The sequence below is a fragment of the Streptosporangium sp. NPDC087985 genome, assembly GCF_044741965.1.
In the GTDB taxonomy this organism is placed as follows: domain Bacteria; phylum Actinomycetota; class Actinomycetes; order Streptosporangiales; family Streptosporangiaceae; genus Streptosporangium.
In genome coordinates, this window is record NZ_JBIUTQ010000003.1 from 197498 (window position 1) to 222376 (window position 24879).

Sequence of the window (24879 nt, forward strand, 5' to 3'; positions counted from 1 at the left end):
ATGCGTAGCGTCCGTATAGGTGTCGACACCGGAGGCACGTTCACCGACGTGGTCGCGGTGGACGAGCAGACCGGTGAGATCACCACCACCAAGACCCCCTCCACACCCGCCGATCCGGCCGGCGGGTTCATGGAGGGGGTGCGGAAGGTCCTGGGGGAGGCGGACCTGGAGACGGTGTCGGCGGTCGTGCATGGCACAACCGTCGCCACCAACCAGCTCCTTGAGGACCGCATCGCCGATCTGGGCTTCGTCACCACCGAGGGCTTCGAGTTCATCCTGGAGATCGCCAGGCAGAGCGTCCCCGATGGGTACGGCAACTCCTACTTCTGGGTGAAGCCGCCCCGGATCGTGCCGGTGCACCGGGTCAGGACCGTCGGCGGGCGCCTGGACCACACCGGTGCCGAGGTCCGGCCGTTCGACGAGGCGGCGGCCGTGGCCGCGGCCCGGTGGTTCCGGGAGCGGGAGATCACCGCGATCGGCGTGTGCTTCCTGCACTCCTACGCCAACCCCGCACACGAAATCCGCATGCGCGAGGTCATCGAACGGGAGCATCCCGGCGCGGTCGTCTCGATCTCCAGCGACGTGCTGCGCGAGTACCGCGAGTACGAGCGGTCGGTGACGACCCTGGTGGACGCCGCGGTCAAGCCGACCATGCGCCGCTACATCGCCGGTCTCGCGGGCCGCCTCGGCATGCCGTTCTCGGTGATGAAGAGCAACGGCGGCGTGCTGTCCGCCGCCGAGGTCGTGCACCAGCCGATCACCACCGTGCTCTCCGGCCCCGCCGCGGGCGCGCTCGGCGCCGCGCTGATCGCCTCCACCGCCGGGCACCCGTCGGTGATCACTCTGGACGGCGGGGGCACCTCCACCGACGTCGCGGTGGTGGTCGACGGGGAGCCGTCGCTGACCACCGAGGGGAGCGTCGGCCGCTACCCGTGCAAGATCCCGATGATCGACATCGTCACCGTGGGGGCGGGCGGCGGGTCCATCGCGTGGATCTCGCCGGAGGGCACGCTGAAGGTCGGCCCGAAGTCGGCCGGGGCCGATCCCGGCCCGCTCTGCTACGGCCGGGGCGGCACCGAGGTGACCGTCACCGACGCGCACGTCTTCCTCGGACGGGTCCCGGCGCACCTGCTCGGCGGGGAGATCCCGCTCGACGCGGACGCTGCCCGGCAGGGGATCGAGACACTGGCCGGCAAGGTCGGGCTGAGCCTCGAGCGGACCGCGGCCGGCATCCTGGAGATCAGCGCGTTCAACCAGTCCAACGCGATCCGCCAGCTCACCGTCAAGCGCGGCCTGGACGTGCGCGACTTCCCGATGGTCGCCTTCGGCGGCTCGGGCCCGCTGCTGGTCTGCCGGCTGATCGACATCCTCGGTCTGCCGTCGGTGATCGTCCCGCCCGACCCGGGCAACGTGTCGGCGTTCGGCCTGCTCACCGTGGACGTCAAGAACGACTACGTCCGTACCTTCGTCACCCGCGAGCTCTCCCTCGACTCCGCCGCGGAGATCTTCGGCGACCTGGAGGACCAGGCAGCCGAGGCGCTCGACCGCGAGGGGTTCACCGCCGAGGCGCACGTCTACGCGCGCAGCGCCGACCTGCGCTACTACGGCCAGGCCTACGAGGTCCGGGTGCCCGCCCCCGCCGGGCCGCTGGACGAGGCGTGGCGGGCCGAGGTGCTGGACCGCTTCCACGAGGCGCACCAGAGGCTCTACGGCTACGGCTACCGCGACGACCCCCGGCACGGCGTCGAGTGGGTCAACCTCCGCGTCTCCGGAATCGGCCCGATCACCCGCCCGGCCATCGGGCGCAGGCCGTACGGCACGGCGGACCCCCGGCCGGTGACGGCCCGTGAGGTCTTCTACGACGGGTGGGGGCCGACCCCGATCTACCACCGCGCGGACCTGACCGCCGGATCGGTGGTCCGCGGCCCGGCGGTCATCGAGGAGTACGGCTCCACACTGCCGGTGCACCCCGGCTTCACCGCGACCATGGACGAGTTCGGAAATCTGGAGGTGCGCCGTGGCTGACCCGGTGCTGGTGGAGATCGTGGAGGGCACGCTCGCCTCGGTGGAGAAGGAGGTCGAGACCGCCATCGCGCGCACGGCCCGCTCGCCGATGATCCGCGATGCGCACGACTTCCGGGCGGGCATCCACGACGTACGGCTGCGCAAGCTGACCGGCAGGTCCTACTCGGCGCTGGTCCAGCCTGTCGTCAGGGACTTCCCGGTCGAGGAGATGAACCCCGGGGACGTGTTCTTCCACAACGACGTCTACCTGTCCGAGGGGGGCATCGGACACCTGCCCGACCTGTGCGTGACGGTCCCGGTCTTCCACGACGGTGCCGTGGTCGCCTTCGTGCAGGCGTTCGGCCACCACGACGACATCGGCGGGGCGGTCCCCGGATCTATGCCCTCGCACGCGCGCAGCGTGTTCGAGGAGGGGCTCATGGTCCCGCCGATCAAGCTGTGGGACCGGGGCGTGCCCAACCGGGCGGCGCTCACGATCATGACGCGCAACTCGCGGATGCCCGACTCGCTCGCCGGAGACCTGGACGCCGAGTGCTCGGCCTGCCTGATGGGCGCGCGGCGGCTGGGGGAGCTGTTCGACCGCTACGGGCGCGAGGCGGTCGAGGCGTGCTTCGACGCGATCATCTCCAAGACCACCGAGACGTTCCGCCGGGAACTGCTGGCCCAGATCCCCGAGGGCACCCACGTGTGGGAGGACTACGCCGAGCACGACGGCGTGGACGAGCCCCGCCTGCACACTCAGCGGATCACCCTCACCGTGGACCACTCCGCGGAGGCGCCGCTGGTCATCGACTTCACCGGTACGTCACCGCAGGCCAAGGGGCCGATCAATCACGCGGGTGACTACGCCGACGGGGTGTTCCTGAAGAAGTGGCTCGCGCCGATCCTGCGCAACCTGGCCGAGACCCCCGAGCGGATGGCGGAGCTGGACGTCAACGAGGGGGTCGTCCCGCTCATCGAGATGAGGTTCCCGGAGAAGGGGACGCTGCTCACCCCGATCTTCCCGGCGCCCACGAACGCCCGGACGTTCGTGATCCTGCGGCTGCTCGGCGTGCTGGCCGGGGTGCTGGCCAAGGCCACCGGCGGACGGATGCCCGCCGACCAGGAGACCATCCGCTACACCGGTGTCTACGGCGACGACGCCGATGGCATGCCGTACCTGATGAGAGAGGTCCTGGGCGGCGGTTCCGGCGGCCGGTGGTACGCCGACGGGGAGGACACCATCCACGTCGTCCCCGACTCGCGCAACATCCCGGTCGAGTTCGCCGAGTCCCGCTGGCCGTTCCGGGTCGAACGGCTCGGCCTGGCCGCCGACTCCGGCGGCCCCGGCCTCTACCGGGGCGGTCTCGGCTACGACAAGCACCTGCGCATGCTGCGCGACGCCTCGTTCATGTCCATCGCCGACCGTTCGATCCTGTCCTGCTGGGGCGTGAACGGCGGGCGGGCGGGGCGGCCGTTCGTCGTGGAGATCGAGGGCCGGGAGATGGAGGGCCTGGTGGACGACTCGCCGGTCCGCGCCGGCGAGGTCATCCGGGTGCGCACCACCGGAGGCGGCGGCTGGGGTTCCCCGCTGGACCGCTCGCCGGAGGCCGTGGCCGCCGACGTCCGCGACGGCAAGGTCTCGGTCGAGGGCGCCCGTGACGACTACGGGGTGATCCTGTACGGCTCCCGCGACGACTTCCACGTCGACGCCGAGGCCACCGCCGAGCGCCGCGCCGAACTCCGGGCCCTCCTGGTAGCCGACAGCCCCTTCTTCGACCGCGGCCCGGGCTTCCCGTCGTTGTCGGGCGGCCTGCCGTACGCCGAGGTGGACTTCGCGTGACGAATTGATCATATTAAGTAACTGGTGTGACCGGTTCCACGGGAATGTCACCGCTGAGCAGACGCTGCATCAGGTCCGCCGGCATGAATGGGGTGATCCGCTCGTTGGTCGCGGCAGTTCGGGAACAGTCGACAGAACCGCACGGTTTATTGCCGGATATAAGACGATAATGTCCGTGACAGATTATTTGATCGTCGGGGCCGGATCGGCCGGGTGCGTGCTGGCGAACCGATTGTCCGAAGACCCGAAAATCCGTGTGCTGCTGATCGAGGCGGGCGGTTCTGACCGCAATCCGCTCTACCACATTCCCAAGGGCTTCGGGAAGCTCTTCGACGACCCGACGAAGGTCTGGCATTACCCGACCCGTCCGTTCGGCCCGAGCGGGCAGTCCGAGATCTGGCCCCGTGGCAAAGTCCTCGGCGGGTCCAGTTCGGTCAACGGGATGGTGTACAACCGTGGCCAGCGCGCCGACTACGACGAGCTCGTGCGGCTGGGCAACCCGGGCTGGGGCTGGGACACCATCCTGCCGATCTTCCGTGCCATCGAGGACAACGCGCTGGGCGCGTCGGAAACCCGAGGCGTGGGCGGACCGTTGCATGTGTCCCTTCCGCGCGATCCGGATCCGCTGTGCGAGGAGATGATCGCCGCAGGGACCGCGTTCGGCCTGACTGCCATGCCGGATGTCAACGAGTCCGACGACGAGCGCATCGGGCACACGATGGCGACCATCAAGGACGGGCGGAGGTTCAGCGCGGCCAGGGCGTTCCTGCACCCCCTGCGCGACCGGCCGAATCTGACCGTCGTCACCGGCATGCTGGTGACGGAGTTGCTGTTCGATGGCGACAAGGTCATCGGTGTCCGCGCTCGAAACGCCAAGGGCGGCATGGTGGAGTACCACGCCCGTCGCGAGGTTGTCCTGTCGCTCGGCAGTCTGGGCACCCCGAAACTGCTGCAGCTGTCCGGAATCGGGCCGTCCGATGTGTTGCGTGCCGCCGGGGTGGAGGTCCGCCTGGAGCGGACGGGGGTCGGCGCGCACATGCGTGAGCACCGATGCCTTGCCCTGAAGTTCCGGCTGAAGGAGAACCTCGGCTACAACCGCATGCTCTCCACGCCGGCCAGGCAGGGCGTTACCGCGCTGAAGTACCTGCTGAATCGGAAGGGTCCCCTCGCCGCACCCGCATACGATGTGATCGCCTTCCTCAAGACCCGCCCCGAGTTGGACCGGCCGGATGCTCAGTTGCTCATGGGACCGTGGTCGGTGGCGACGTATCGGGCGGGTGAGACGGTCACCGTCGAGAGGCAGCCTGGACTGTCGGTCGTCGCCGAAGTGCTCCGCCCGACAGCGGAAGGAAGCGTGGCGATCACGTCCGCGAATCCGGACGCGCCGTTGCGTGTCGACCCCAACTACTTCGGCTCCGACCATGATCGCCGGGTGGGCGTCGACCTGCTCCGCCGGATGCGTGAGTTCTTCACCCAGGAGCCGATCGCGGCGCGGCTGATGGAGGAGACTTTTCCCGGCGTCGGGGTTCGGTCGGACGAGGACGTCATCAATGCCGCGCTGGACGGGGGTTACTGCGGCTACCACGCGATCGGCACGTGCGCCATGGGGCCGGGTGACGAGGACGTGGTGGACTCCCAGTTGCGCCTGAGAGGCGTCGATAACCTACGGGTCGTCGACTGCTCGGTGTTGCCGACGATGGTGTCGGGCAATCTGAACGGCCCTGTCATGGCGATGGCCTGGCATGCCGCGGACCTCATACTGGGCAGAGCGTGATCCGTCCTGGAGAGAAGCGCCCCGCCCGTCCCGCTGGACAGCGTGCGCCCGCAGGAGCCGGCTATGGAGCGCCTGTTCTGCTCTGGGCCGGGCCAAGGCGGCCCTGCGGCAGCCCGCCTTGATCCGTGGAACGTTGAAGGTGGATGTCAATAAAAGTCAAGCCTTGTCAATGCGGTGGTGGCGCGGTTCTCTGGAGGAATGCCCTCCATGATCACCGCGGTACGGCACGGCCAGAGTGAGTCCAACGCGGCCTTCGACAGGGCTGAGGCCACCGGGGCGGCCATCGTCCTGCCGGGGTCCGACCGCGATGTCTCGCTCAGCCCGCTTGGCCGAAAGCAGGCCACGGAGCTGGGAAGACGTCTGGCCACCGGGGAGACGCCGGAAGCGGTGTGGTGCTCGCCGTACCGGCGGGCCGTGCAGACCTGGGAGCTGGTCGCGGCCGAGCTGGACGTGGTTCCGGAGTTCCGGCTGGAGGCACGGCTCGGGGACCGGGAGATGGGTGCGTTGTCGGGGATGAACCTGGCGGCGATCAGGGAGCGGTTTCCCGAGCAGGCCGAGGGTCTGATCTCGCGGCGATACAGCCACCGGGCACCGGAGGGAGAGAGCATTCCCGACGTCGCCGACCGGGTACGGGAGGTCCTTGCGGACCTGCACGCCGAATGCGCGGACCGGCGTGTGCTGGTCATCGCCCACGATGCGGTGGTGCTGATGGTCAAGCACGTCCTCGAGGGGATCCCCCTGGCCTCCTTGGACGCGTTTATCCCGGTCCATAACGCCTCGATCTCCATCTGGCGGGGGGCGCGGCCGGAGGTTTTCAACGATGCCGGCCATCTGGGAAACGTGACGTTTTAGACCATGTTCCGGCTATCCATTGACGGCTGCGCCGTCCTGGGGTCTGCTGCGCCTAGATCCATATGAGGTCCGAGGAGGGGCGCATGCGTCTGCGCGCGATGCTGGTGGCTTCCGTGCTGGCCGTGACCTCGGCGGCCGTACCGGCGTGGGCCGGCTCCGCGACCGGTGCTGCACCCCCGGCCTCGACGATCCCGGCCCTGGTGCCACCGGCCGGGGGCGGGTGCGACCCGATCGCGGGCACCGAGTGCCTGCTGCCCTTCCCCAACAACTGGTTCACCACGGGCGCGCGCACCCGCACCGGGCTGCGGGTGAACCTCGCCGCCGAGGCCATGCCCCGCAACGCGGCGGGCACGCCGATCGATCCCGCCCAGTGGAACGCGGCCGACGGCTTCTCCCCGGGCTCGGCGCTCCTGGCCCACGTGCCCGGCCTCGACCTGGCCAGGACCGGCGCCGCACCCGTCACCGATGTCGGGTGGTCCCTGCGACGCGACGCCCCCATCGTGATCGTCGACACCCGGACCGGGGAGCGCTGGCCGTACTGGGCGGAACTCGATGCGGGCGTCGCCGACCCCGCCCGGCAGGCGCTGATCATCAGGCCGGCGAGGAACTTCCGCGAGGGGCACCGCTACGCCGTCGCGCTCCGCGGGCTGAGGAACGCCGCGGGTGAGGACCTCACCGCGCCGGAGACCTTCACCAGGCTCCTCGGTGACGACCTCCCCGCGGGTGATCCGCTCGCCGGGCGGCAGCGCGCGCTCCACCGCACGCTTGACGACCTCGCCAGGGCCGGGGTGGACCCCGGGGGGCTCCATCTGGCCTGGGACTTCACCGTGGCCAGTGACCAGGGCATCGCCGGTCCCGTGCTGGCCATGCGTGACCAGGAACTGCGCGCGCTCAAGGGCCGCTCGCCGAAGTTCACGGTCACCTCCGTCACCGACCTCACCGCCGAGCAGGACCCCTGGATCGCCCGTGAGGTCACCGGCGAGATCCTGGTTCCGAACTATCTCGACAGGCCGGGCGGCCCGCCGGGCTCGAACCTCAACCGGGGTCCCGACGGGCTGCCGCGCCCGCTCGGTGACACGGCGAAGGCGCAGTACCAGTGCGAGATCCCGCGCTCGGCGTTCACCCGGCCCGCGCGTCCCTCCCTGTACGGCCACGGCCTGCTCGGCAAGGCCACCGAGGTCCGCGCCGGCAACGTGCGGGCGATGGCCGGGGAGCACAACTTCGTGTTCTGCGCCACCAGGTGGATCGGCATGTCCGATGAGGACGTCCAGCACGTGGCGGGCGTGTTCGGAGACCTCTCCCGGTTCGGCACGGTCACCGACCGGCTCCAGCAGAGCCTGCTGAACTTCGTCCTCCTCGGCCGGACGATGATCACTCGGGACGGGTTCACCGGCCACGCGGCCTTCCAGGACGGACGGAGCAGGCCGCTGATCGACTGGCGGGCCTCTCTCGCCTACGACGGCAACAGCCAGGGGGCCATCGCGGGTGGTGCCCTGGTCGCCGTCTCGCCCGATGTGCGCAACGCCGTGCTCGGCGTGCCGGGGATGAACTACGGCACGTTGCTCAACCGCAGCGTGGACTTCCAGCCGTTCCAGCAGCTCATGGACCGCGCCTACCCCGACAGGCTGACCCAGCAGGTCTGCTTCGGGCTGCTCCAGATGCTCTGGGACCGGGCGGAGACGGACGGCTACGCCCAGCACCTGGCCGACGATCCGCTGCCCGGTTCGCCATACCACCGCGTGCTGCTGCACGTCGCCTTCGGCGACCACCAGGTCTCCACGGTGACGGCCGAGGTGGAGGCCCGCACGATCGGGGCGCGGATCCACCAGCCCGCCGTCGCCGCCGGGCGCAGCCCCGACCTGGCACCGTACTGGGGGATCAGGCCCATGCCCCGCAGGCCGTACGCCGGTTCGGCGATGGTCGTCTGGGACAGCGGGACTCCCGCGCCCCCGGTGACCAACATCCCGCCGCTGGGCCCGCAGTACGGCCGCGACCCCCATGAGGACCCGCGTAACGATCCCAGGGCCCGCGTGCAGAAGGCCCACTTCCTCCGGGACGGCCTGGTGGTCGACGTCTGCGGCGACGCCCCCTGCACCACGGACCCCGGCGCGCGCTAGCCGTACCCGGCCGGCCTTCGAGCCGGCGTCAGAACCTGACGAACTCGCCCGGGACGGCGGCGCCGTCGAGAAGGAGGTCGGCGCGGGAGCGGGTGGCGTCGGCGGTGAACCACTCCTCCTCGGCGCGCATCCAGTCCCGCCACTGCGGTGCGTAGGAGGCGCCGTCCCTGGCCAGGGCGCGGGCCAGCCGGAGCTCGTCGGGTGCCTCCACCCAGATGGTGAGGGCGGCCGGGGTGGTGCGCCGGGCCGTACTCACCCCTTCGAGGAGCAGCACCGGGGCGACCGGCACGTCCACCCAGTCGGTGAACGTGCCGTGGACCCAGTCGTAGCGCTGGTACCGGCCGGGCCTCCCCGCCGCCAGCGGGCCGAGCACCTGCTCCTCCACGCGTCTGAACCACGTCACGGGCGGCTCGTCCCACGGCACGGGGAAGTCGTCACTGTGGATCACCTGGGAGTCCAGCGCCCGTGCCAGCCGTCCGGCGAAGGTCGTCTTGCCCGACCCACCCGGCCCGTCCACCGCGACGACCCTGACCGGCCCGCACGACGGCGGCAGTTCCCGGACCGTTCCGGCGAGATCCTCGAAGGAGACGACTGTAGTCACCCGTCCATGGTGGCAGGTTCCCGCCCGGTGGTCGGCGGGGTGGGCTGGAGGGGGAGGGACCGGCCTGGGATGATCTCCGTGTGCGGGACCTGGATGCGGAGCGGCGCGGGCCGCCTGGCAGGCTGGCCGATATCAGCGGGAATGCTTTTCCCTCTCCGGTTCGACTAGGCTCGGCGACCACCATTGGAGGCTGATCTTGCCCGGAGCTCTTGGCGACATCGTTGTTCTCGACCTCTCACGCGCCCTGGCGGGGCCGCATGCCGCGCAGATGCTCGGCGACCTGGGTGCCCGGGTGATCAAGGTGGAACATCCCGGCGGGGGTGACGAGTCCCGGGGCTGGGGTCCGCCGTTCGTCGGTCCCGACGGCGACATCTCCACCTACTTCCTCGCGGCCAACCGCAACAAGCAGTCGATCACCGTCGACCTCAAGTCCGCCGAGGGCAAGGTGCTGATCGAGCGGCTGGTACGGCGGAGCGACGTGCTGATCGAGAACTTCCGCACCGGCGTCCTGGACCGGCTGGGCTTCACCGTCGAGCGGTTGCACGAGCTCAACCCCCGCCTGGTCGTCCTGTCGATCACCGGGTTCGGCCACGACGGCCCCGAGGGCGGCCGGCCGGGCTACGACCAGATCGCCCAGGGCGAGGCCGGCCTGATGAGCCTCACCGGACCGTCCGCCGACGAGCCCTACCGGGTGGGCGCCTCGATCGCCGACCTGCTCGCCGGCATCCACGGCGCCTACGGTGTGGTCGCCGCCCTCTACGAGCGCGAGCGCACCGGCCGGGGCAAGGTCGTGCGGACCTCGCTGCTGGCCGCCGTGACCGGCGTGCACTCCTATCACGGCACGGCCTGGACGGTCGGAGGCCGGGTGCCCACGGCAGGTGGCAACCACCACGCCTCCATCGCCCCCTACGGCGCGTTCCACTGCGCCGACGGCATGATCCAGATCGCGGTGGCGAACGACACGCAGTGGCGGAAGGTGGCCGTCCTGCTGAACATCGATCCAGATATCTCGAAATATGCGGTAAATAGGGAAAGATTCGCACACCGGGATGAGCTGATCGCCGACATGGAGCGGGTGCTCGCCAAGCACGACCGCGCCCACTGGCTGGCCGCGCTCGGCGAGATCGGCGTGCCCGCCGGGGCGATCAGATCCATCGACGAGGTCTACGCCTGGGACCAGACCCGCTCCCAGGGCCTGCTCGTCGAGGTGGACCATCCCGTGCTCGGCCCCATCGAGCTGCCCGGCCCGCCGCTCCGCTTCGACGGCGAGCCCCACGTCCACCATGAGGCCCCGCCCGCTCTGGGCCAGCACAACGACGAGATCCTCGCATGGCTGGAGGAGGGTGAAGGATGAGAACCTGCCCCCGGCGGAACCCTCCTTGCGGAGCCAGGGGATGAGCCGCGTCCGGCCTGATGCCCGCACCCTGATCGAGACCGTCCTCGACCCGGGGACGTGGCGGTCGTGGGACGAGACGCCCGCCGATCCGGCCGCGCCGGGGTCGGGCTACGCCGAGGAGCTGGCGAAGGCACGGGTCAGGACCGGCTACGACGAATCGGTGGTCACCGGCGAGGGCCTGCTCGACGGGCGCCGGGTCGCGGTCGTCGCCAGCGAGTTCTCCTTCCTGGCCGGGTCGATCGGGGTGGCCGCCGCCGAGCGGCTCACCGCCGCGATCGAGCGGGCCACGGCCGAGCGGCTCCCGCTGCTGGCCGCCCCGGCCTCCGGAGGCACCCGGATGCAGGAGGGCGCGCTGGCCTTCACCCAGATGGTGAAGATCACCGCCGCGGTGATCGCACACCGCGCCGCCGGCCTGCCGTACGTCGTCTATCTCCGCCACCCGACCACCGGCGGGGTCTTCGCCTCCTGGGGCTCGCTGGGACACGTCACCGCCGCCGAGCCGGGCGCGCTGATCGGGTTCCTCGGGCCGAGGGTGTTCGAGTCGCTGCACGGCTACCCCTTCCCGGAGGGCGTGCAGGTCGCCGAGAACCTCTTCGCCCACGGCCTGGTCGACGCCGTCGTCTCGGCCGAGGACGCGCGGCACATCGCGATCCGGACGCTCGCCGTCCTGTGCGCTCCGCGCGAGGGACTGGAGATCGGGCCCGAGCCGGACCAGCACATCCAGCCGATCGAGGCGTGGGACGCGATCAGCCGTTCACGCCGGGACGACCGTCCCGGCGTGCGGGCGCTGCTCAAGCTCGGCGCCTCCGACGTCACCCCGCTCAACGGCACCGGCGAGGGCGAGAACGACCCCGGCATGCTCCTCGCCCTGGCCCGGTTCGGCGCGGCTCCGGCCGTCGTGCTCGGCCAGGACCGCGGCCGCCGGCACGTCGTGACCCCGCTCGGCCCGGCAGGGCTCCGGGTCGCCCGGCGTGGCATGCGCCTGGCCGTCGAGCTGGGCCTGCCGCTGGTCACCGTGGTCGACACCTCCGGAGCCGCGCTGTCCAAGGCGGCGGAGGAGGGCGGCCTGGCCGCGGAGATCGCCCGGTCTCTGGCCGATCTGGTGGTGCTCGACGCCCCGACCGTCTGCCTGCTGCTCGGCGAGGGAGCGGGCGGCGCCGCCCTCGCCCTCCTCCCGGCCGACCGGGTGCTCTGCGCCCAGCACGCCTGGCTGTCCCCGCTGCCCCCGGAGGGGTCCTCGGCGCTGCTGTACCGGAGCATCGACTTCGCCTCGGAGACTGCCGCCGCGCAGGGCGTGAAATCCACCGACCTGCGGCGGGACGGCATCGTGGACCGGATCATCCCGGAGCGCCCCGACGCCGCCTACGAGCCCGAGGCCTTCTGCCGCCGGGTGGCCGGCGCCCTCGAACACGAGATCGCCGGCCTGCTGAGGCGGCCCCCCGCAGACCGTCTCGCCGCCCGCCTGGCCCGCTACCGGACGCTCGGCAGGGGCTGAGGAGGAGCGCGAATTCACCCCGGCCTATGGCTCCGACTGCGACGGTGACAGGGGGATCGGTACGCGCTCGATCCGGAGGGAGAAGACCTCTTCGCGGGGGACGACGACCTCGTAGGCGCCGTGGTCGACCATCCAGTAACCCAGCGCCTCGGCCTTCACCCCGCTGTGGCCGGTGTAGGCGATGTGCAGACTCTCCTCGCCGTTCTCCTCCGAGATGTCGAGGATGAGACACGGCTCGCCGCCGAACGCGCCGACCGTGCGGACCAGCACCAGCCAGTCGAGGTCCGCGCGGGAGACCACCGTCCGCCAGTAGCCCGAGGCGGCCTCGAAGCCCTCCTGGGCCTCCTCGTTGAACAGCACCACCTCATCGCTCTCCGGGCCGAGGGCGGCGGCGTAGGTCCGATCGGCGTAGTGGGCGACGAAGCCCGAGGCCACCGGCTCGATCTCTGGGCTCATGAGGCCGGCCTCCAGCTCAGTCCGTCGTAGAGACCGAAGAGGCGCTCCGCTTCGGCGGTCACATGGATGATCTCCGCCCCCGCCGGGATGGGCACCGGCGTGGTGTGGAACTGCGGAACGACGTGCTCACGCGAGGTGGTGAAGCCGTTTCCGGCGAACGGTGGTGAATCGTTCCAGTCGCCGCCCATGTGCGGGCCGTACGGCACGGCGTAGCTGTCCATGTCGCGGGCGAACCAGCGCATGAGATAGATCTCCGGGACCGTGACGGTCAGCTCCGAGCCGTCGAACCCCAGGTCGAGGCCCATGAACAGCTGGGTGGGGGTGGTCAGGCGGGAACAGTCCTGCACACGGTAGACATATCCCGAGATCACCGTCCGCCTGCCGGCCAGATAGGGCACGAGCAGCCGAGGCGGGATGACCTTCTGCATCTGCGTTCTACGCCCAGGTGGCTCACTCACCGTCGTATTTTACGATCTGCCGACCTGGAGCCGCCGGTGTTCCAGGCACGGTAGGGCATTCCGGGTAGCAATCGTGATCTGAGGGTCCACTCCGCACGTCTGCACGGCGGGTGTGGGCCCCAGGTCGGAGCGGACCACGCCCATCGGGTCGACCAGCATGCTCCGGCCGATCCCGAACCCGTCACGGACCTCCGGATTGGGGGCCTGGCCCACGGCGGCCACCCAGGTGGTGTTCTCGATCGCGCGGGCCCGGACCAGGGTCACCCAGTGCTCCTCCTTCATCGGCCCCGACCCCCATGAGGCGATCACCGCGAACAGGTCGGCCCCCCGGTCCACCAGCGCCCGGGTCAGCTCGGGGAAGCGGATGTCGTAGCAGGTGACCAGGCCGACCCGGAGCCCGGCCAGCTCCACCACGACCGGGGTGGAGCCCGGCTCGACCAGCTCGGACTCTCGGGCCCCGAAGGAGTCGAACAGGTGGATCTTCCGGTAGGCCGCCCTGATCGTGCCGTCGGGGCCGATGGCCACCGCGGTGTTGTACACCCGGGGGGCGCCGTCGCCTCCGGAGGCGTCCCCGGTCAGGGGAGGGCCATTGCCCCGGAACGCGTCGCCGGCCCGCGGTGCGTCGCCCGTCCGGCTCTCTCCCGGTTCGAACACTCCCGCGATCACGGCCAGGCCGTGCGCCCTGGCGGACTCGGCCAGGCCGGTGACGAAGGGTCCGTCCAGGGGCTCGGCCAGCTTGGTGATCTGCCGGCCGTACCGGGTGAGCGTGGCCTCGGGGAAGATCGCCAGATCGGCGCCGTCTGCGGCGGCCCGTTCCAGCGCCTCCCGGGCGCGGTGCAGGTTGGCGGCGGGCTCGGTGGAGACCGGGATCTGGCACAGGGCGATGCGCGTCACGTGTCCGACCCTATCCGGCGGCCGGGCACCGGTTCCATCCACGTGAGACGGCGCCACACCCATTCCAGCGGGCCGTAGCGGAACCGGGCCAGCCACATCCGGCTGGACACCACCTGGAGCACCAGCACGCCGGCGGCCAGTGCCACCCCGGTGAGGCGGGTCGGGTCGGCGGTGAGCAACGGTAGCGACAGCAGGATGACCACGGTGCTGACCAGGTAGTTCGTCAGCGCCATCCGGCCGAGCGGGGCCAGGGCCTTCAGCAGCGCGCCGCCCGCCCGGGTCCGTAGGAGCAGGAGCAGCCCAGTGCAGTACGCCGTGGCGGCGGCCAGCCCGGCGGCGGGGTAGGTGCCCCGGTAGAAGAGGCCGGGGTCGGCGGTGGTGCGTACCCACAGGTAGCCGACTGCCACCGCCAGGGCGGTGGCGGTCACGAAGGCGGGCAGCAGCAGCCACTCGGGCGGGGGATACTCCATCATCGCCATGCCCAGCAGGAACAGTCCCGGGATGAGTTTCATCCCGCCTCCCTCATGCACCGCCCAGGCCGTGACGGCCACCCCGAGCACCAGCACCGCCGGCCGGGGCAGGGAGGAGGCGGGCAGCAGGACCAGCGTCCCGAAGATCGCGTACGGCAGGAGTACTTCGCCCGGGTTCACGAGCTGATGGGCCAGGCCGATACACGCCAGCACCGCCAGCCGGCGCAGCAGTACCGTCCGGGGATGGTCCGTCCGGTCGGCCGCGGACCGCAGGAAGAGGACGAAGCTCAGCCCGAACAGGAACGAGAAGATCGGATAGAACCTGCTCTGCAGCAGGTTGTCGACCACCCAGTCGACGGTGTTCCGGTCCGGGACCAGCAGGTGCTCGCGGGTGTGCTGCCAGGTGTTGACCACCATGATCCCGCACACTGCGAAGCCGCGGAGCGCGTCCAGTTCGTGAAGCCTTCGGGTCACAGCAAATAGACGTACCACCACATAAGCAACCCTGCATATGTGACCCCTGCCAAAAGGGGTGTTTTCCGTCGCTCGTGGAGGTCCTGCATCCGGGATGCGACAGGGGCGGTCCAGGTGCGGGAACTACACGGTGACGGCCCGGCTCAGGTCTCGTCGTTCTCGGCGAAGGTCCGGTAGGCAGGCCGGAGGAGATCCAGAATCGGGATGTACCGCGCCTTGATCGGTGGCGGGTCGAGGGTACGCAGCAGCAGGTCGGACGGGGCGGCGGGCAGTCCGGTCCGGTCGCGCAGCCGGGCCGGGGAGACTCCCGGCTCGTAGAAGGCGGCCAGCCGGTCGGCGAACGGCGCGTCGGCCACGTCGAACAGGCCCGGCCCGGTGCCGCCGGTACCGGTCGCGGCGCCGCCGCCCGTCTCGCGGAGGGCGTCGAGCAGGGCGTCCTTGGCGATGCCCCGCCAGGCCAGCACCAGGAACGGGTCGTCGTCGAACCTCTCGGCCAGGACGTACAGCACGGCGGACAGGTGCTTGCAGGGGAAACCCCAGTCGGGACACGAGCAGCTCATGTCCAGGCCGCGCTGGTCGGGGAAGAGCGGCAGGTGGCACTCGCGGAAGACGTCCTCGATCTCCGGCGGCATCTCCCCGGCGAGCAGCTTGGCGCGGTAGAGGGCCTGGGCGGCCAGCGCCCCGGCGAGCTTGTGCCACTGGTCCGCCTGGTAGGCGGTGATCTCGACCTTGACCCGGTACGGGGTGCGCCTCGACCCCTGGACCCGCGCCGTGACCAGCCCGGGCCCGAGCGCCAGGTCGAGGACCTGGCCGGAGCGCGCGTACGAGCGTCCCCTGCTGAGCCTGCCTCCGTCGCAGACACGCTCAAGGACGTCGATGAACCGGCGCGACCACCACTGCTCGCCGATCGAGCCCCGCCTGCTGCGCACCTGGATGCCACCCTCGACCCGGATCGGCCGTGAGGGTTCGAACCAGCCACTCCCGCTCATGCCGCCTCCCCGCCGGTCGGTCCGCAGGCATGTCCCCGGAACACGTGGCCCCCGTAGATCCGCTCGCTCACGAGACGGCCTCCGGCCCCAGGCGGAACAGCTCGCGTAGCTGGCTGGTGGACAGGTCGGTGATCCAGTCCTCGCCGGTGCCGACGACGCGCTCGGCGAGCGCCTTCTTGCGTTCGATCATCTCGTCGATCCGCTCCTCCAGGGTGCCCACGCAGATGAACTTCCTGACCTGCACGTTCTTGGTCTGGCCGATCCGGAACGCCCGGTCGGTCGCCTGGTTCTCCACCGCGGGGTTCCACCACCGGTCCACATGGACGACGTGGTTGGCCGCGGTCAGGTTGAGCCCGGTGCCCGCGGCCTTGAGCGAGAGCAGGAACAGCATCGGCTCGTCGTCGTCCTGGAACCGCTCGACCAGCGCGTCCCGCTGCCTCTTCGGCAGCCCGCCGTGCAGCCAGAGCACCGGGCGGTCCAGGTGCGCCGCGAGGTACGGCTGGAGCAGCGTGCCGAACTCGGCGTACTGGGTGAACACCAGGGCCTTGTCGCCCTCGCTGACGATCTCCTCGGCCAGCTCCTCCAGCCGGGCCAGCTTCCCCGACCGGCCGGGCAGCCGCGATCCGTCCTTGAGCAGGTGCGCCGGATGGTTGCAGACCTGTTTGAGCTTCGTCATGGTCGCGAGCACGTTGCCGCGCCGCTCGATGCCCTCGCTGCTGGCGATCTTGTTCATCATGTCCGTGACCACGGCCTGGTAGAGGGTCGCCTGTTCGGGCGTGAGGGTGCACCAGACCTTCATCTCCATCTTGTCCGGCAGGTCGGAGATGATCGTCTTGTCGGTCTTGAGACGCCGCAGCACGAACGGCCCGGTGGCGCGCCGGAGCGCGGCGGTCGCCGTCACGTCGCCGTCCTGTTCGATCGGCTCCTGGTAACGCGTCCGGAACGCCTTGGCCGAGCCGAGCAGGCCGGGGTTGCAGAACTCCATGAGCGACCAGAGCTCCGCCAGGTGGTTCTCGACCGGTGTGCCGGTCAGCGCGAACCTGCTCCTCGCCGGCAGCGCCCGTACGGCCTGCGCCTGCCTGGCGGCGCTGTTCTTGATGGCCTGCGCCTCGTCGCAGACGACCCGCGCCCAGGTGAGGCCGGTCAGGACCTCCCGGTCCCGCAGGGCGGTGCCATACGTGGTGAGGACGAGATCCGCCTGTTCCACCCGCCGGGCCAGCTCCTCCTCGCGCAGCCGGGCGGTGCCGTGGTGCAGGTAGACGTCCAGCGACGGGGCGAACCGGGCGGCCTCCTTCTGCCAGTTGCTGAGCAGCGACATCGGGCAGACCAGCAGCGTCGGCCCCGGTCGGCCCCCCGCGGTGCGCTCGTTGAGGAGCAGGGACAGGGTCTGGGCGGTCTTTCCGAGCCCCATGTCGTCGGCGAGGATGCCGCCGAGTCCGACATCCGACATGAAACTGAGCCAGGACAGCCCGCGCTCCTGGTACGGCCGGAGCGCGCCGTGGAAACCGGCCGGAGTCGCGGTCGGTTCGAGGCGGCGGTCGGCCTCGCCGGACAACAGGTCGCCGAGGAGACCGTCGGCGTCCACTCCGACGACCGGCAACTCGTCGTCGCCACTGTGGACGACCTCCTGGATCACCTCGCCGACCGTCATCTCTCCCGTCCGGCGCCGCTCGACCGCCTTCAGCGCGGCACCGAGCTGCCGGTCGTCCAGCTCGACCCAGCGGCCCCGCACCTGGACCAGCGGCACCTTGAGCCTGGCCAGCTCGGCCAGTTCCTCCTCGCTGATCGTCTCGTCGCCGATCGCCAGGTCCATCCGGAAGTCCACCAGCTGGTGCAGCCCGAACCCCTGGCCGGCGGCCGCTCCCGGGCCGGTCTGCTGCGAGCGGGCCGTCAGCTTGAGCCCCAGTCGCGTCGCGCCGGCCCAGGCGGGCAGCTGCACGCCGAATCCGGCCGCCTGGAGCAGCGGGGCCGCCTGGCGGAGGAACGTGAACGCGCCCGCCGTGTCGAGGACCAGCTCCGACGGCCGGGGATCGCGCAGCGCCCTCTCCACCGCGGGGTAGAGCCGGGCCGCCCGGCCGAGTCCCGCGAGCAGCGTCTCGTCGGGGCGGCCGGGCAGACCGGGGGCGGTCTCACCCGCCCAGATGAGCGGCGCGGGCAGGTAGAGGCTCGGGTCCTCCGACGACTGGAGGGCGAACTCCACCCGCCAGCGGGAGCCGTCCGGCGGCTGCGCCGGGCGGCCGCCGTACTCCGCGACGAGGTCACCTCCCGGCCCGATTTCGGGTTCGGGTTCGGGTTCGGTCAGGCGGAAACACACCCGGACCGGGCCGTCGAGCCGGTGTGCCGACCGGAACCACTCCTGGAGCGGCTCGGCCAGTTTGCCGGCCGCGGCCCGCGTCAGGCCGGGAAGCACGGCGTTCTCCCCGGTGAGGGCGACCATCCAGCGGTCCGCGAGGGGAGCGCGCAGCCCCGGCCGGTGCCCGCCGAGCAGACGGTCGGGGAGTGCCTGCCGTACCGCCGCGTCGGCCAGCCCGGCCAGCGCCTCGACCAGCACGTGGGCCGAGGGCCGCTCCTTGGTGACGGCCCGGCAGACCGGGGGCATCGCGGCGGCGAGCTCGCGGAAGCGGGCGGCGTGGGGGCCGGTCAGCACGGGACGCCACCGCGCGGCGTAGCCCTCGTCCTCGGCGACGAGCTGGGGCAGCACCCGGCCGCGACGGACCAGGTCACGGGCGTACGCCGCGACGATGGCGAGGTAGCGCAGCGAGGCTGCCGGGACCGGCGCCCGCAGATCTTCTCCGTCAGGGGACTCGCCGGGTCCGTACGTCTCCGCGGGGAGATGGGTCATCTCGTCGACGGCGTCGAGCAGGCACAGCGCCGCGTCCGGCTCGACCAGCAGCGCGGGCACCCGCCAGGAACCGATCTTCGGCTGCCGGGCGGCGATCTCCATCCCGGCCTCGGGGGAGGGCAGCGGGCTCCGCGCCGCGCTCGGCAGGAGCAGGACGAGCTCCTGCGCGGCGGCCTTGCCCACGGCCGTCACGGCGGCGTCTCCCCAGAGCGCCAGATCGTCGGCCATGGCCGGCGCCGGAGCCGCGAACGGATGCGGGCGGATCTTCGCCCGGGAGGTGCTGGAGGCGGAACCGGCCGCATCCTCCGCCCAGAGCACCAGCCTGTCGCCGGCCCAGGCCCCATGGATCACCAGCACCGTCACGCCCCCTCCTCGCGCCCCGGAAACCGTAACAGCCGAGGAGGCTCCGCGACGTCACCATAGGGAGGAGGCGAGAGCGCCCCCGCCCGAGACCGTCCGGGCGGCGTCCCGGTTACGCTGGGGCGTGTGAGCGACCCCTTGGTGGCGCGGATGCGCGAGTTCGGTACGACGATCTTCGCTGAGATGTCGGCGCTGGCCGTACGGACCGGCTCGATCAACCTGGGACAGGGCTTCCCCGACACCGACGGGCCCCCGGCGATGCTGGAGCGCGCGGTGTCGGCGATCCGCGAGGGCTTCAACCAGTATCCGCCCGGCCCCGGCGTCCCCGAGCTGCGCCAGGCCGTCGCCGGGCACCGCAAGGACCACTACGGCCTCGTCTACGACCCCGACGGCGAGATCCTTGTCACGGTCGGCGCCACCGAGGCCGTCGCGGCGGCGATCATGGCGCTGTGCGAGCCCGGCGACGAGGTGATCGCCTTCGAGCCGTACTACGACTCCTACGCCGCCTCCGTCGCCCTGGCCGGAGCCGTGCTCCGCCCGGTCACCCTGCGCCCGGTCGAGGGCCGGTTCACCTTCGACCCCGCGGAGCTGCGTGCCGCCGCCGGCCCGCGCACCCGGGCGATCCTCGTCAACTCCCCGCACAACCCCACCGGTACGGTCTTCACGCGCGCCGAACTGGAAGAGATCGCCCTCCTGTGCCAGGAACGCGACTTGATCGCCGTCACCGACGAGGTCTACGAGCACCTCACCTTCGACGGCGTCGAGCACATCCCCCTGGCGACCCTCCCCGGCATGCGCGACCGCACCGTGCTGATCTCCTCGGCGGGCAAGACCTTCTCTGTGACGGGATGGAAGACCGGCTGGGTCTGTGCCCCCGCCCACCTCGTCCGCGCCGTCCAGACCGTCAAGCAGTTCCTCACCTTCACCGCCGCCGCGCCCTGGCAGCTCGCCGTCGCCCACGGCCTGCGCCACGAGCTCGGCTGGGTCTCCTCCCTGCGGGCGGACCTGCAGGCCAAACGCGACCGCCTGATGGCCGGGCTCTCGGCGGCGGGCTTCGGCGTCTACCGTCCCGCGGGCACCTACTTCGTCCAGACCGACATCCGCCCCCTCGGCTTCACCGACGGTCTCGCCCTCACCCGCGAACTGCCGTCCCTGGCGGGCGTGGTCGCCATCCCCACCCAGGTCTTCTACGCCCACCCTGAGCGCGGCAGTCATTTCGTCCGCTTCGCCTTCTGTAAGCAGGACGCGGTCATCGACGAGGCCGTGAGCCGCCTGACCCGGCTCGGCAGCGTCAACCGTCGTGTCACCACCTGAAATCGATCTCTACGTGTGTATGTTCTGCTACGGAGAGTAATCATCGGCGCGCCTGTGAGAGCCGTGCGACGGTGGGCGTGCTGAGGCGGAAGCGGGTTCCGCCTCGGTGATGCCCGCCGCTCTCCGTCACATACCTCGTATAAGGAGAGCGAGAACGATGCGACGGAAATTCAGGATCCTGGCGCCCATGGCGACGGTCGCGCTTGGCTGTGTGATGTCCTTCTCCGGCCTGGCGAGCGCCTCGGCGGGCGCCACCACGGGGCCCATCCGCACCCACTACAACGGGCGTTGCCTCGATGCCGATCTTGGCACGATCGGGTCGAACGGCACGAAGGTGCAGCTGTGGAACTGCAACGGCCAGTCCAACCAGAGATGGATCTACGATGTGAGCAGCCACGCGATCTACAGCACGTACAACGGGCGCTGTCTCGATGCCGATCTTGGCACGATCGGGTCGAACGGCACGAGGGTGCAGCTGTGGGACTGCAACGGTCAGTACAACCAGAAGTGGATCTACGACGCGGTCAGCCACACGATCTACAGCATGTACAACGGGCGTTGCCTCGATGCCGATCTTGGCACGATCGGGTCGAACGGCACGAAGGTGCAGCTGTGGAACTGCAACGGCCAGTCCAACCAGAAGTGGACCCTCTGACCTTCCTCTGGATGGCGGGGCGCAGGCTCCCCGTCAGCGGCCCTTCAGGGTTTTGCGCAGGATCGGGGCGGTGTCGGTGATGAAGTCGTCGACGGTCTTCCGCTCTCTGAGCAGATCGAGCAGACCTGCGCGGAGGATACGGCTGAACTGGGTGTAGTACGGCGTTGCGGGACGCGGACGGGCGTTCTCCAGTGAGCTCTTCAACGCCTGCCTCAGCTCAGTCATCCGCGCGGACGGGATGCCGCCGTCCGTCACGTCCGTGGGCTTCTTCTTGATTTCCTGGCGCACGGAGTCGACCTCCGCTGCCGAGTCGGCGATCCACAGGTTGGGCCGGGGCCTGGCGACCTCGGGTGGCCTGGCAAGCCGGTTACCGGTGAGCCGGTCTCGGAGGTCATTGGCCGGGGGTGTGGCCGGAGAGGCTGTCCCGCCTTCCGCAGGCGGAACGCGGTCATCGACGAGACCGTGAGCCGCCTGACCTGGTTCTGTAAAGCGGAATATAACTTAGAGTAATGGAATGTATGTTCTCTGTTGCGGTATCGCCATGATACCGACAGCGTTCTACGCTGGGAGGCATGGCTATGACTTTGCGGCTCTCAGAAGACCAGACCGAAGCCCTGCGGAGGCGTGCGGACGAAGAAGGCCGCAGCATGCAGCAGATCGTGCTCTCGGCTGTGGACGAGTATCTGGCCCGGCGTGGTGACGATGAGGAGGTCCACCGCCTGGGAGTGAAGTCCGTTGAGCGTTGGCGAACAGTCCTTGATCGGTTGGGGCAGTGACCAGATACCTGACGCTGGAGCAGGTCCTCGATCTCGCGGAACTCGTCATCGGTGACGCACTTGCGATCCGCGACCTGGGGCTGTTGGACTCCGCCGTCCATCGGCCGCGCGCGTCCATGTTCGGGCAGGACGCCTACCCCGACCTGTTTACAAAGGCCGCTTCACTACTGCAGTCCCTGGCCATCAATCGCCCTCTCGTTGACGGCAACAAGCGGCTGGCCTGGCTGGCCACGGATACATTCCTCCGATTCAACGGTGTTGAGGTCGACGCTGATGACAATGAGGTCTATGACCTGGTTGTCGGTGTGGCAGCCGGAGATATTGATGATCTCAAACTGATCGCAGCAATGCTCGGTCCGTGGGCCTGAGCCGTACGGATCACGAGATGATCCGGACCGGGAGGCGTCTGGCGCGGATCGCGTCGCGGACGGCGGCGGCGAGCTTGGCGTACTCGGGGGCACGGGCGGAGCTCGCGCGGTAGGCGAGTCCGATGGTGCGGCCTGGGGCCGGGGGCTGGAAGCGGCGCAGCGCCAGCCGTACACGCTTGCCCGTCTCGACCGGCACGGCCGACTCCGGGAGCAGGGTCACGCCGAGGCCACCCGCGACGAGCTGGACCAGGGTGGGGAGGCTGGTGGCGTAGGTGGCGGCGGTGGCGCGGGCGCCGACCTCGCGGCAGACGTCTATGGCCTGCTCGCGCAGGCAGTGGCCCTGGTTGAGCAGCACGATGTCCAGCCCCTTGAGCACGTCCCGGTCCAATGGCCCGTCCGCGCGGGCCAGGGGATGGTCCGCGGAGACGGCGAGCAGGAAGTCCTCGTCGTAGAGGGGTTCTTCGACCAGGCCGGCCGTCTCCGTCGGCAGTGCCAGCAGCACCAGGTCGAGGCGGCCTTCGCGGACCTCTTCCAGGATGGTCTCGGTCTTGGCCTCGTGCACGGTCAGCTTGAGCCGCGGGAACTTCCGCGAGAGCATCGGCAGCAGCGCGGGAAGCACGTAGGGGGCCACGGTCGGGATCACTCCCAGGTGCGCCGGGCCGTGGAAGGGCTCCCGGCTCTGTGCGGCCTCGCCCATCAGGTCCTCGACCGCCTTGAGCACCCGCGTCGCGTGCACCGCCACCCGGTCGCCCGCCGGGGTCAGCAGGACCTTCCTGGTGGTCCGTTCCAGTAACTGTGTGTGCAAAATCTCCTCCAGGGCTGCCACCGCGCTCGACAGTGCGGGCTGGCTCATCCGGAGGGAGACGGCCGCCTCCCTGAAGTGCAGATGATCGGCCACCGCGAGGAATGCTCGCAGCTGAGACAGGGTGGGTAGGGGATCACTGATAGGGAACACCTCTCAGATTGGTCTGACTGCTCGATTTCTCGAATCAATGTTAGATGCGGCAGGGTAGGGCCTGACAACGACGTCCTTCCTCAAAGGAGATCTGGACTTGCTCACCGTCGGTGACCACTTTCCTGAGTTCGAGCTGACCGCCTGCGTCTCCCTGGACGCGGACAACGCGTTCGCCGAGATCAACCACAAGTCCTACGAGGGCAAGTGGAAGATTTACTTCGCCTGGCCGAAGGACTTCACCTTCGTCTGCCCAACCGAGATCGCCGAGTTCGGTCGTCTGGAGGGCGAGTTCGCCGACCGCGACGCTCAGGTCCTGGGTTTCTCCGTCGACTCGGAGTTCGTCCACCACGCCTGGCGCAAGGACCACCCGGACCTGCGTGACCTGCCCTTCCCGATGCTGTCGGACATCAAGCGCGAGCTCTGCGCGGAGCTGGGCATCCTCGGTGCCGACGGTGTCGCCCAGCGCGCCACCTTCATCGTGGACCCCAACAACGAGATCCAGTTCGTCATGGTGACCGCGGGCTCCGTCGGCCGTAACGTCAAGGAAGTCCTCCGCGTCCTCGACGCGCTTCAGTCGGACGAGCTCTGCCCGTGCAACTGGAACAAGGGTGAGGCGGGCCTCGACGTGCAGAAGCTGATGGCCGGCGCCTGATGTCGATCGACAACCTCAAGGGGTCTCTTCCCGGGTTCGCGAAGGACATCAAGCTCAACCTGGGCTCGCTGGTCACCACCTCCTCGCTGACCGAGCAGCAGCTCTGGGGGACGCTGCTCGCCTGCGCGGTGGCGACCAGATCTCCGCGGGTGATCGCCGAGGTCGCCGCCGAGGCCGCCGGCAACCTCTCGGACGAGGCGTTCACGGCCGCCAAGGGCGCGGCCGCGATCATGGCGATGAACAACGTCTACTACCGGTCCATGCACCTCATCGGTGACGAGACGTATGCGACGATGCCCGCCAAGCTCCGGATGACGATCATCGGCAACCCCGGTGTCGACAAGGTCGACTTCGAGCTCTGGTCGCTCGCGGTCTCCGCGATCGGCGGCTGCGGCCGCTGCCTGGAGTCGCACGAGCAGGTGCTGCGCCAGTCGGGCCTGCCGCGCGAGCAGATCCAGGAAGCCGTCCGGATCGCGGCGGTCGTCAACGCCACCGCCGCTGTCCTGGAGTCGGAGGCCGCCCTGGCCGGGGTCTGACTCCACCGTTCACGTAGAGGGCGGGCGCTCCCCGGAGCGCCCGCCCTCTACCGAACTGTGGGCCAGTGCTCCGGCGTTCACGCCGGGGGTGAAGGCCCACGCGGGAGTGCCCGCCAGGGCGCGAGCGTGCCCTGACCTTCCGTGCCCGTGAGCAGGCCGGCTCACACGGGTCGTTTCCGCTGTTCGATGTACTGCTCAAGGACCGCAAGCGGTGCGCCGCCCACGCTTGCGGCGAAGGAGGAACCGGACCACGAATGCCCGCCCCACAGGCACCGGCGGACGTGAGCGCCGTATTCCTTGCCAGGCATCCGCGCCCAGAGGCCCTTCGGTGAGCCGGCGAGCGGGGACAGGGCGACCTTCGGCGGGTGGTGGACCAGCGGGTGGACGTGGACGTGGTCGTGGTCGCCGTTGAACTCGCGAAGTTCGACCTCGAAGCCGGCGCAGACCTCGCGCCTGAGTTCCTCGCAGCGCACCGGCCTCGGGTCGCTGAACCCCACACGCCGGTACCTCGTCACGGACACCACGTGTGCGTGCAGGGTGCGGACAACACGGCGTCCGGTGCGCACCTCGGGGTTGGGATTCCATCACGGTGACGTAA

General features: G+C 70.2%; 23 protein-coding genes. 12 read left to right on the forward strand and 11 right to left on the reverse strand.

Annotated elements, in window-relative coordinates; all coding sequences use genetic code 11:
- From ACIN94_RS09760 to ACIN94_RS09780, 5 genes are all read left to right on the forward strand, one after another.
- A complete protein-coding gene (locus ACIN94_RS09760) occupies window positions 1-2025 on the forward strand; it encodes a hydantoinase/oxoprolinase family protein (protein ID WP_400702210.1) in 2025 nt (674 codons plus the stop codon).
- The gene (locus ACIN94_RS09765; RefSeq protein ID WP_400702213.1) at window positions 2018-3847 is read left to right on the forward strand and encodes a hydantoinase B/oxoprolinase family protein; all 1830 of its coding nucleotides are present in this window, start codon (window positions 2018-2020) and stop codon (window positions 3845-3847) included. The genes ACIN94_RS09760 and ACIN94_RS09765 overlap by 8 nt, the downstream gene beginning before the upstream one ends.
- A 175-nt stretch (window positions 3848-4022) precedes the next feature.
- Window positions 4023-5621 carry a GMC family oxidoreductase gene (locus ACIN94_RS09770; protein ID WP_400702216.1) on the forward strand — a complete coding sequence of 533 codons (1599 nt, stop codon included), beginning with the start codon at window positions 4023-4025 and terminating at the stop codon, window positions 5619-5621.
- Between the two features lie 198 nt (window positions 5622-5819).
- Window positions 5820-6473, forward strand: coding sequence for a histidine phosphatase family protein (locus ACIN94_RS09775; protein WP_400702219.1), 654 nt, complete (start codon window positions 5820-5822; stop codon window positions 6471-6473).
- Between the two features lie 83 nt (window positions 6474-6556).
- Window positions 6557-8590 (forward strand): hypothetical protein, encoded by a 2034-nt coding sequence (locus ACIN94_RS09780; protein ID WP_400702222.1) that lies wholly within the window; start codon window positions 6557-6559, stop codon window positions 8588-8590.
- A 28-nt stretch (window positions 8591-8618) separates the two neighbouring features.
- Here the strand turns inward: ACIN94_RS09780 and ACIN94_RS09785 are convergent, their stop codons facing one another.
- Window positions 8619-9191, reverse strand: coding sequence for a uridine kinase (locus tag ACIN94_RS09785; protein ID WP_400702225.1), 573 nt, complete (start codon window positions 9189-9191; stop codon window positions 8619-8621).
- A 196-nt stretch (window positions 9192-9387) separates the two neighbouring features.
- Here ACIN94_RS09785 and ACIN94_RS09790 point away from each other — a divergent pair, with 196 nt between their 5' ends.
- Together ACIN94_RS09790 and ACIN94_RS09795 are read left to right on the forward strand one after the other, a co-directional pair.
- Window positions 9388-10545: a CaiB/BaiF CoA transferase family protein gene (locus ACIN94_RS09790; RefSeq protein WP_400702228.1), complete on the forward strand. Its 1158-nt coding sequence runs from the start codon at window positions 9388-9390 to the stop codon at window positions 10543-10545.
- A gap of 40 nt (window positions 10546-10585) precedes the next feature.
- The gene (locus ACIN94_RS09795; RefSeq protein WP_400702231.1) at window positions 10586-12082 is read left to right on the forward strand and encodes a carboxyl transferase domain-containing protein; all 1497 of its coding nucleotides are present in this window, start codon (window positions 10586-10588) and stop codon (window positions 12080-12082) included.
- 24 nt (window positions 12083-12106) lie between these two features.
- Here the strand turns inward: ACIN94_RS09795 and ACIN94_RS09800 are convergent, their stop codons facing one another.
- The 6 genes from ACIN94_RS09800 to ACIN94_RS09825 all read right to left on the reverse strand — a co-directional run bounded on the left by ACIN94_RS09800 (window position 12107) and on the right by ACIN94_RS09825 (window position 19028).
- Complete coding sequence (locus ACIN94_RS09800) at window positions 12107-12538, reverse strand: hypothetical protein (RefSeq protein WP_400702234.1); 432 nt, start codon at window positions 12536-12538, stop codon at window positions 12107-12109.
- Window positions 12535-12996 carry a hypothetical protein gene (locus ACIN94_RS09805; RefSeq protein ID WP_400702237.1) on the reverse strand — a complete coding sequence of 154 codons (462 nt, stop codon included), beginning with the start codon at window positions 12994-12996 and terminating at the stop codon, window positions 12535-12537. The genes ACIN94_RS09800 and ACIN94_RS09805 overlap by 4 nt, the downstream gene beginning before the upstream one ends.
- Window positions 12997-13005: 9 nt before the next feature.
- Window positions 13006-13890 carry a carbon-nitrogen hydrolase family protein gene (locus tag ACIN94_RS09810; RefSeq protein WP_400702240.1) on the reverse strand — a complete coding sequence of 295 codons (885 nt, stop codon included), beginning with the start codon at window positions 13888-13890 and terminating at the stop codon, window positions 13006-13008.
- On the reverse strand, window positions 13887-14834 hold the full coding sequence (locus tag ACIN94_RS09815; RefSeq protein WP_400702243.1) for a DUF418 domain-containing protein: 948 nt from the start codon (window positions 14832-14834) through the stop codon (window positions 13887-13889). Before ACIN94_RS09815 ends, ACIN94_RS09810 begins: the two co-directional genes overlap by 4 nt.
- A 143-nt stretch (window positions 14835-14977) precedes the next feature.
- The gene (locus tag ACIN94_RS09820) at window positions 14978-15823 is read right to left on the reverse strand and encodes an SWIM zinc finger family protein (RefSeq protein WP_400702246.1); all 846 of its coding nucleotides are present in this window, start codon (window positions 15821-15823) and stop codon (window positions 14978-14980) included.
- A gap of 67 nt (window positions 15824-15890) precedes the next feature.
- Window positions 15891-19028, reverse strand: a complete 3138-nt coding sequence (locus ACIN94_RS09825; RefSeq protein WP_400702249.1) for an SNF2-related protein — start codon at window positions 19026-19028, stop codon at window positions 15891-15893.
- A 123-nt stretch (window positions 19029-19151) separates the two neighbouring features.
- On the opposite strand from ACIN94_RS09825, the gene ACIN94_RS09830 reads away from it, so the two are divergent.
- Together ACIN94_RS09830 and ACIN94_RS09835 are read left to right on the forward strand one after the other, a co-directional pair.
- Entirely contained in the window at window positions 19152-20339 is a 1188-nt protein-coding gene (locus ACIN94_RS09830) for a pyridoxal phosphate-dependent aminotransferase (protein ID WP_400702252.1), read from the forward strand.
- Between the two features lie 187 nt (window positions 20340-20526).
- On the forward strand, window positions 20527-20994 hold the full coding sequence (locus tag ACIN94_RS09835) for a ricin-type beta-trefoil lectin domain protein (RefSeq protein ID WP_400702255.1): 468 nt from the start codon (window positions 20527-20529) through the stop codon (window positions 20992-20994).
- 33 nt (window positions 20995-21027) lie between these two features.
- On the opposite strand, the gene ACIN94_RS09840 is transcribed toward ACIN94_RS09835, so the two are convergent.
- Window positions 21028-21282: a hypothetical protein gene (locus ACIN94_RS09840; protein WP_400702258.1), complete on the reverse strand. Its 255-nt coding sequence runs from the start codon at window positions 21280-21282 to the stop codon at window positions 21028-21030.
- A gap of 305 nt (window positions 21283-21587) precedes the next feature.
- Entirely contained in the window at window positions 21588-21710 is a 123-nt protein-coding gene (locus tag ACIN94_RS09845; protein ID WP_400702261.1) for a hypothetical protein, read from the reverse strand.
- Window positions 21711-21766: 56 nt separating this feature from the next.
- Here ACIN94_RS09845 and ACIN94_RS09850 point away from each other — a divergent pair, with 56 nt between their 5' ends.
- Entirely contained in the window at window positions 21767-22138 is a 372-nt protein-coding gene (locus tag ACIN94_RS09850; protein ID WP_400702264.1) for a type II toxin-antitoxin system death-on-curing family toxin, read from the forward strand.
- Between the two features lie 10 nt (window positions 22139-22148).
- Here ACIN94_RS09850 and ACIN94_RS09855 read toward each other — a convergent pair whose 3' ends face one another.
- Window positions 22149-23093 (reverse strand): LysR substrate-binding domain-containing protein, encoded by a 945-nt coding sequence (locus ACIN94_RS09855; RefSeq protein ID WP_400702267.1) that lies wholly within the window; start codon window positions 23091-23093, stop codon window positions 22149-22151.
- A gap of 97 nt (window positions 23094-23190) precedes the next feature.
- Between ACIN94_RS09855 and ACIN94_RS09860 the strand changes: the two genes are divergently transcribed.
- Complete coding sequence (locus ACIN94_RS09860) at window positions 23191-23745, forward strand: peroxiredoxin (RefSeq protein ID WP_400702270.1); 555 nt, start codon at window positions 23191-23193, stop codon at window positions 23743-23745.
- Window positions 23745-24281, forward strand: coding sequence for a carboxymuconolactone decarboxylase family protein (locus tag ACIN94_RS09865; protein WP_400702273.1), 537 nt, complete (start codon window positions 23745-23747; stop codon window positions 24279-24281). The genes ACIN94_RS09860 and ACIN94_RS09865 overlap by 1 nt, the downstream gene beginning before the upstream one ends.
- Window positions 24282-24442: 161 nt before the next feature.
- On the opposite strand, the gene tnpA is transcribed toward ACIN94_RS09865, so the two are convergent.
- The gene (gene tnpA, locus ACIN94_RS09870; protein ID WP_400702276.1) at window positions 24443-24847 is read right to left on the reverse strand and encodes an IS200/IS605 family transposase; all 405 of its coding nucleotides are present in this window, start codon (window positions 24845-24847) and stop codon (window positions 24443-24445) included.
- Window positions 24848-24879: the final 32 nt, after the last annotated feature.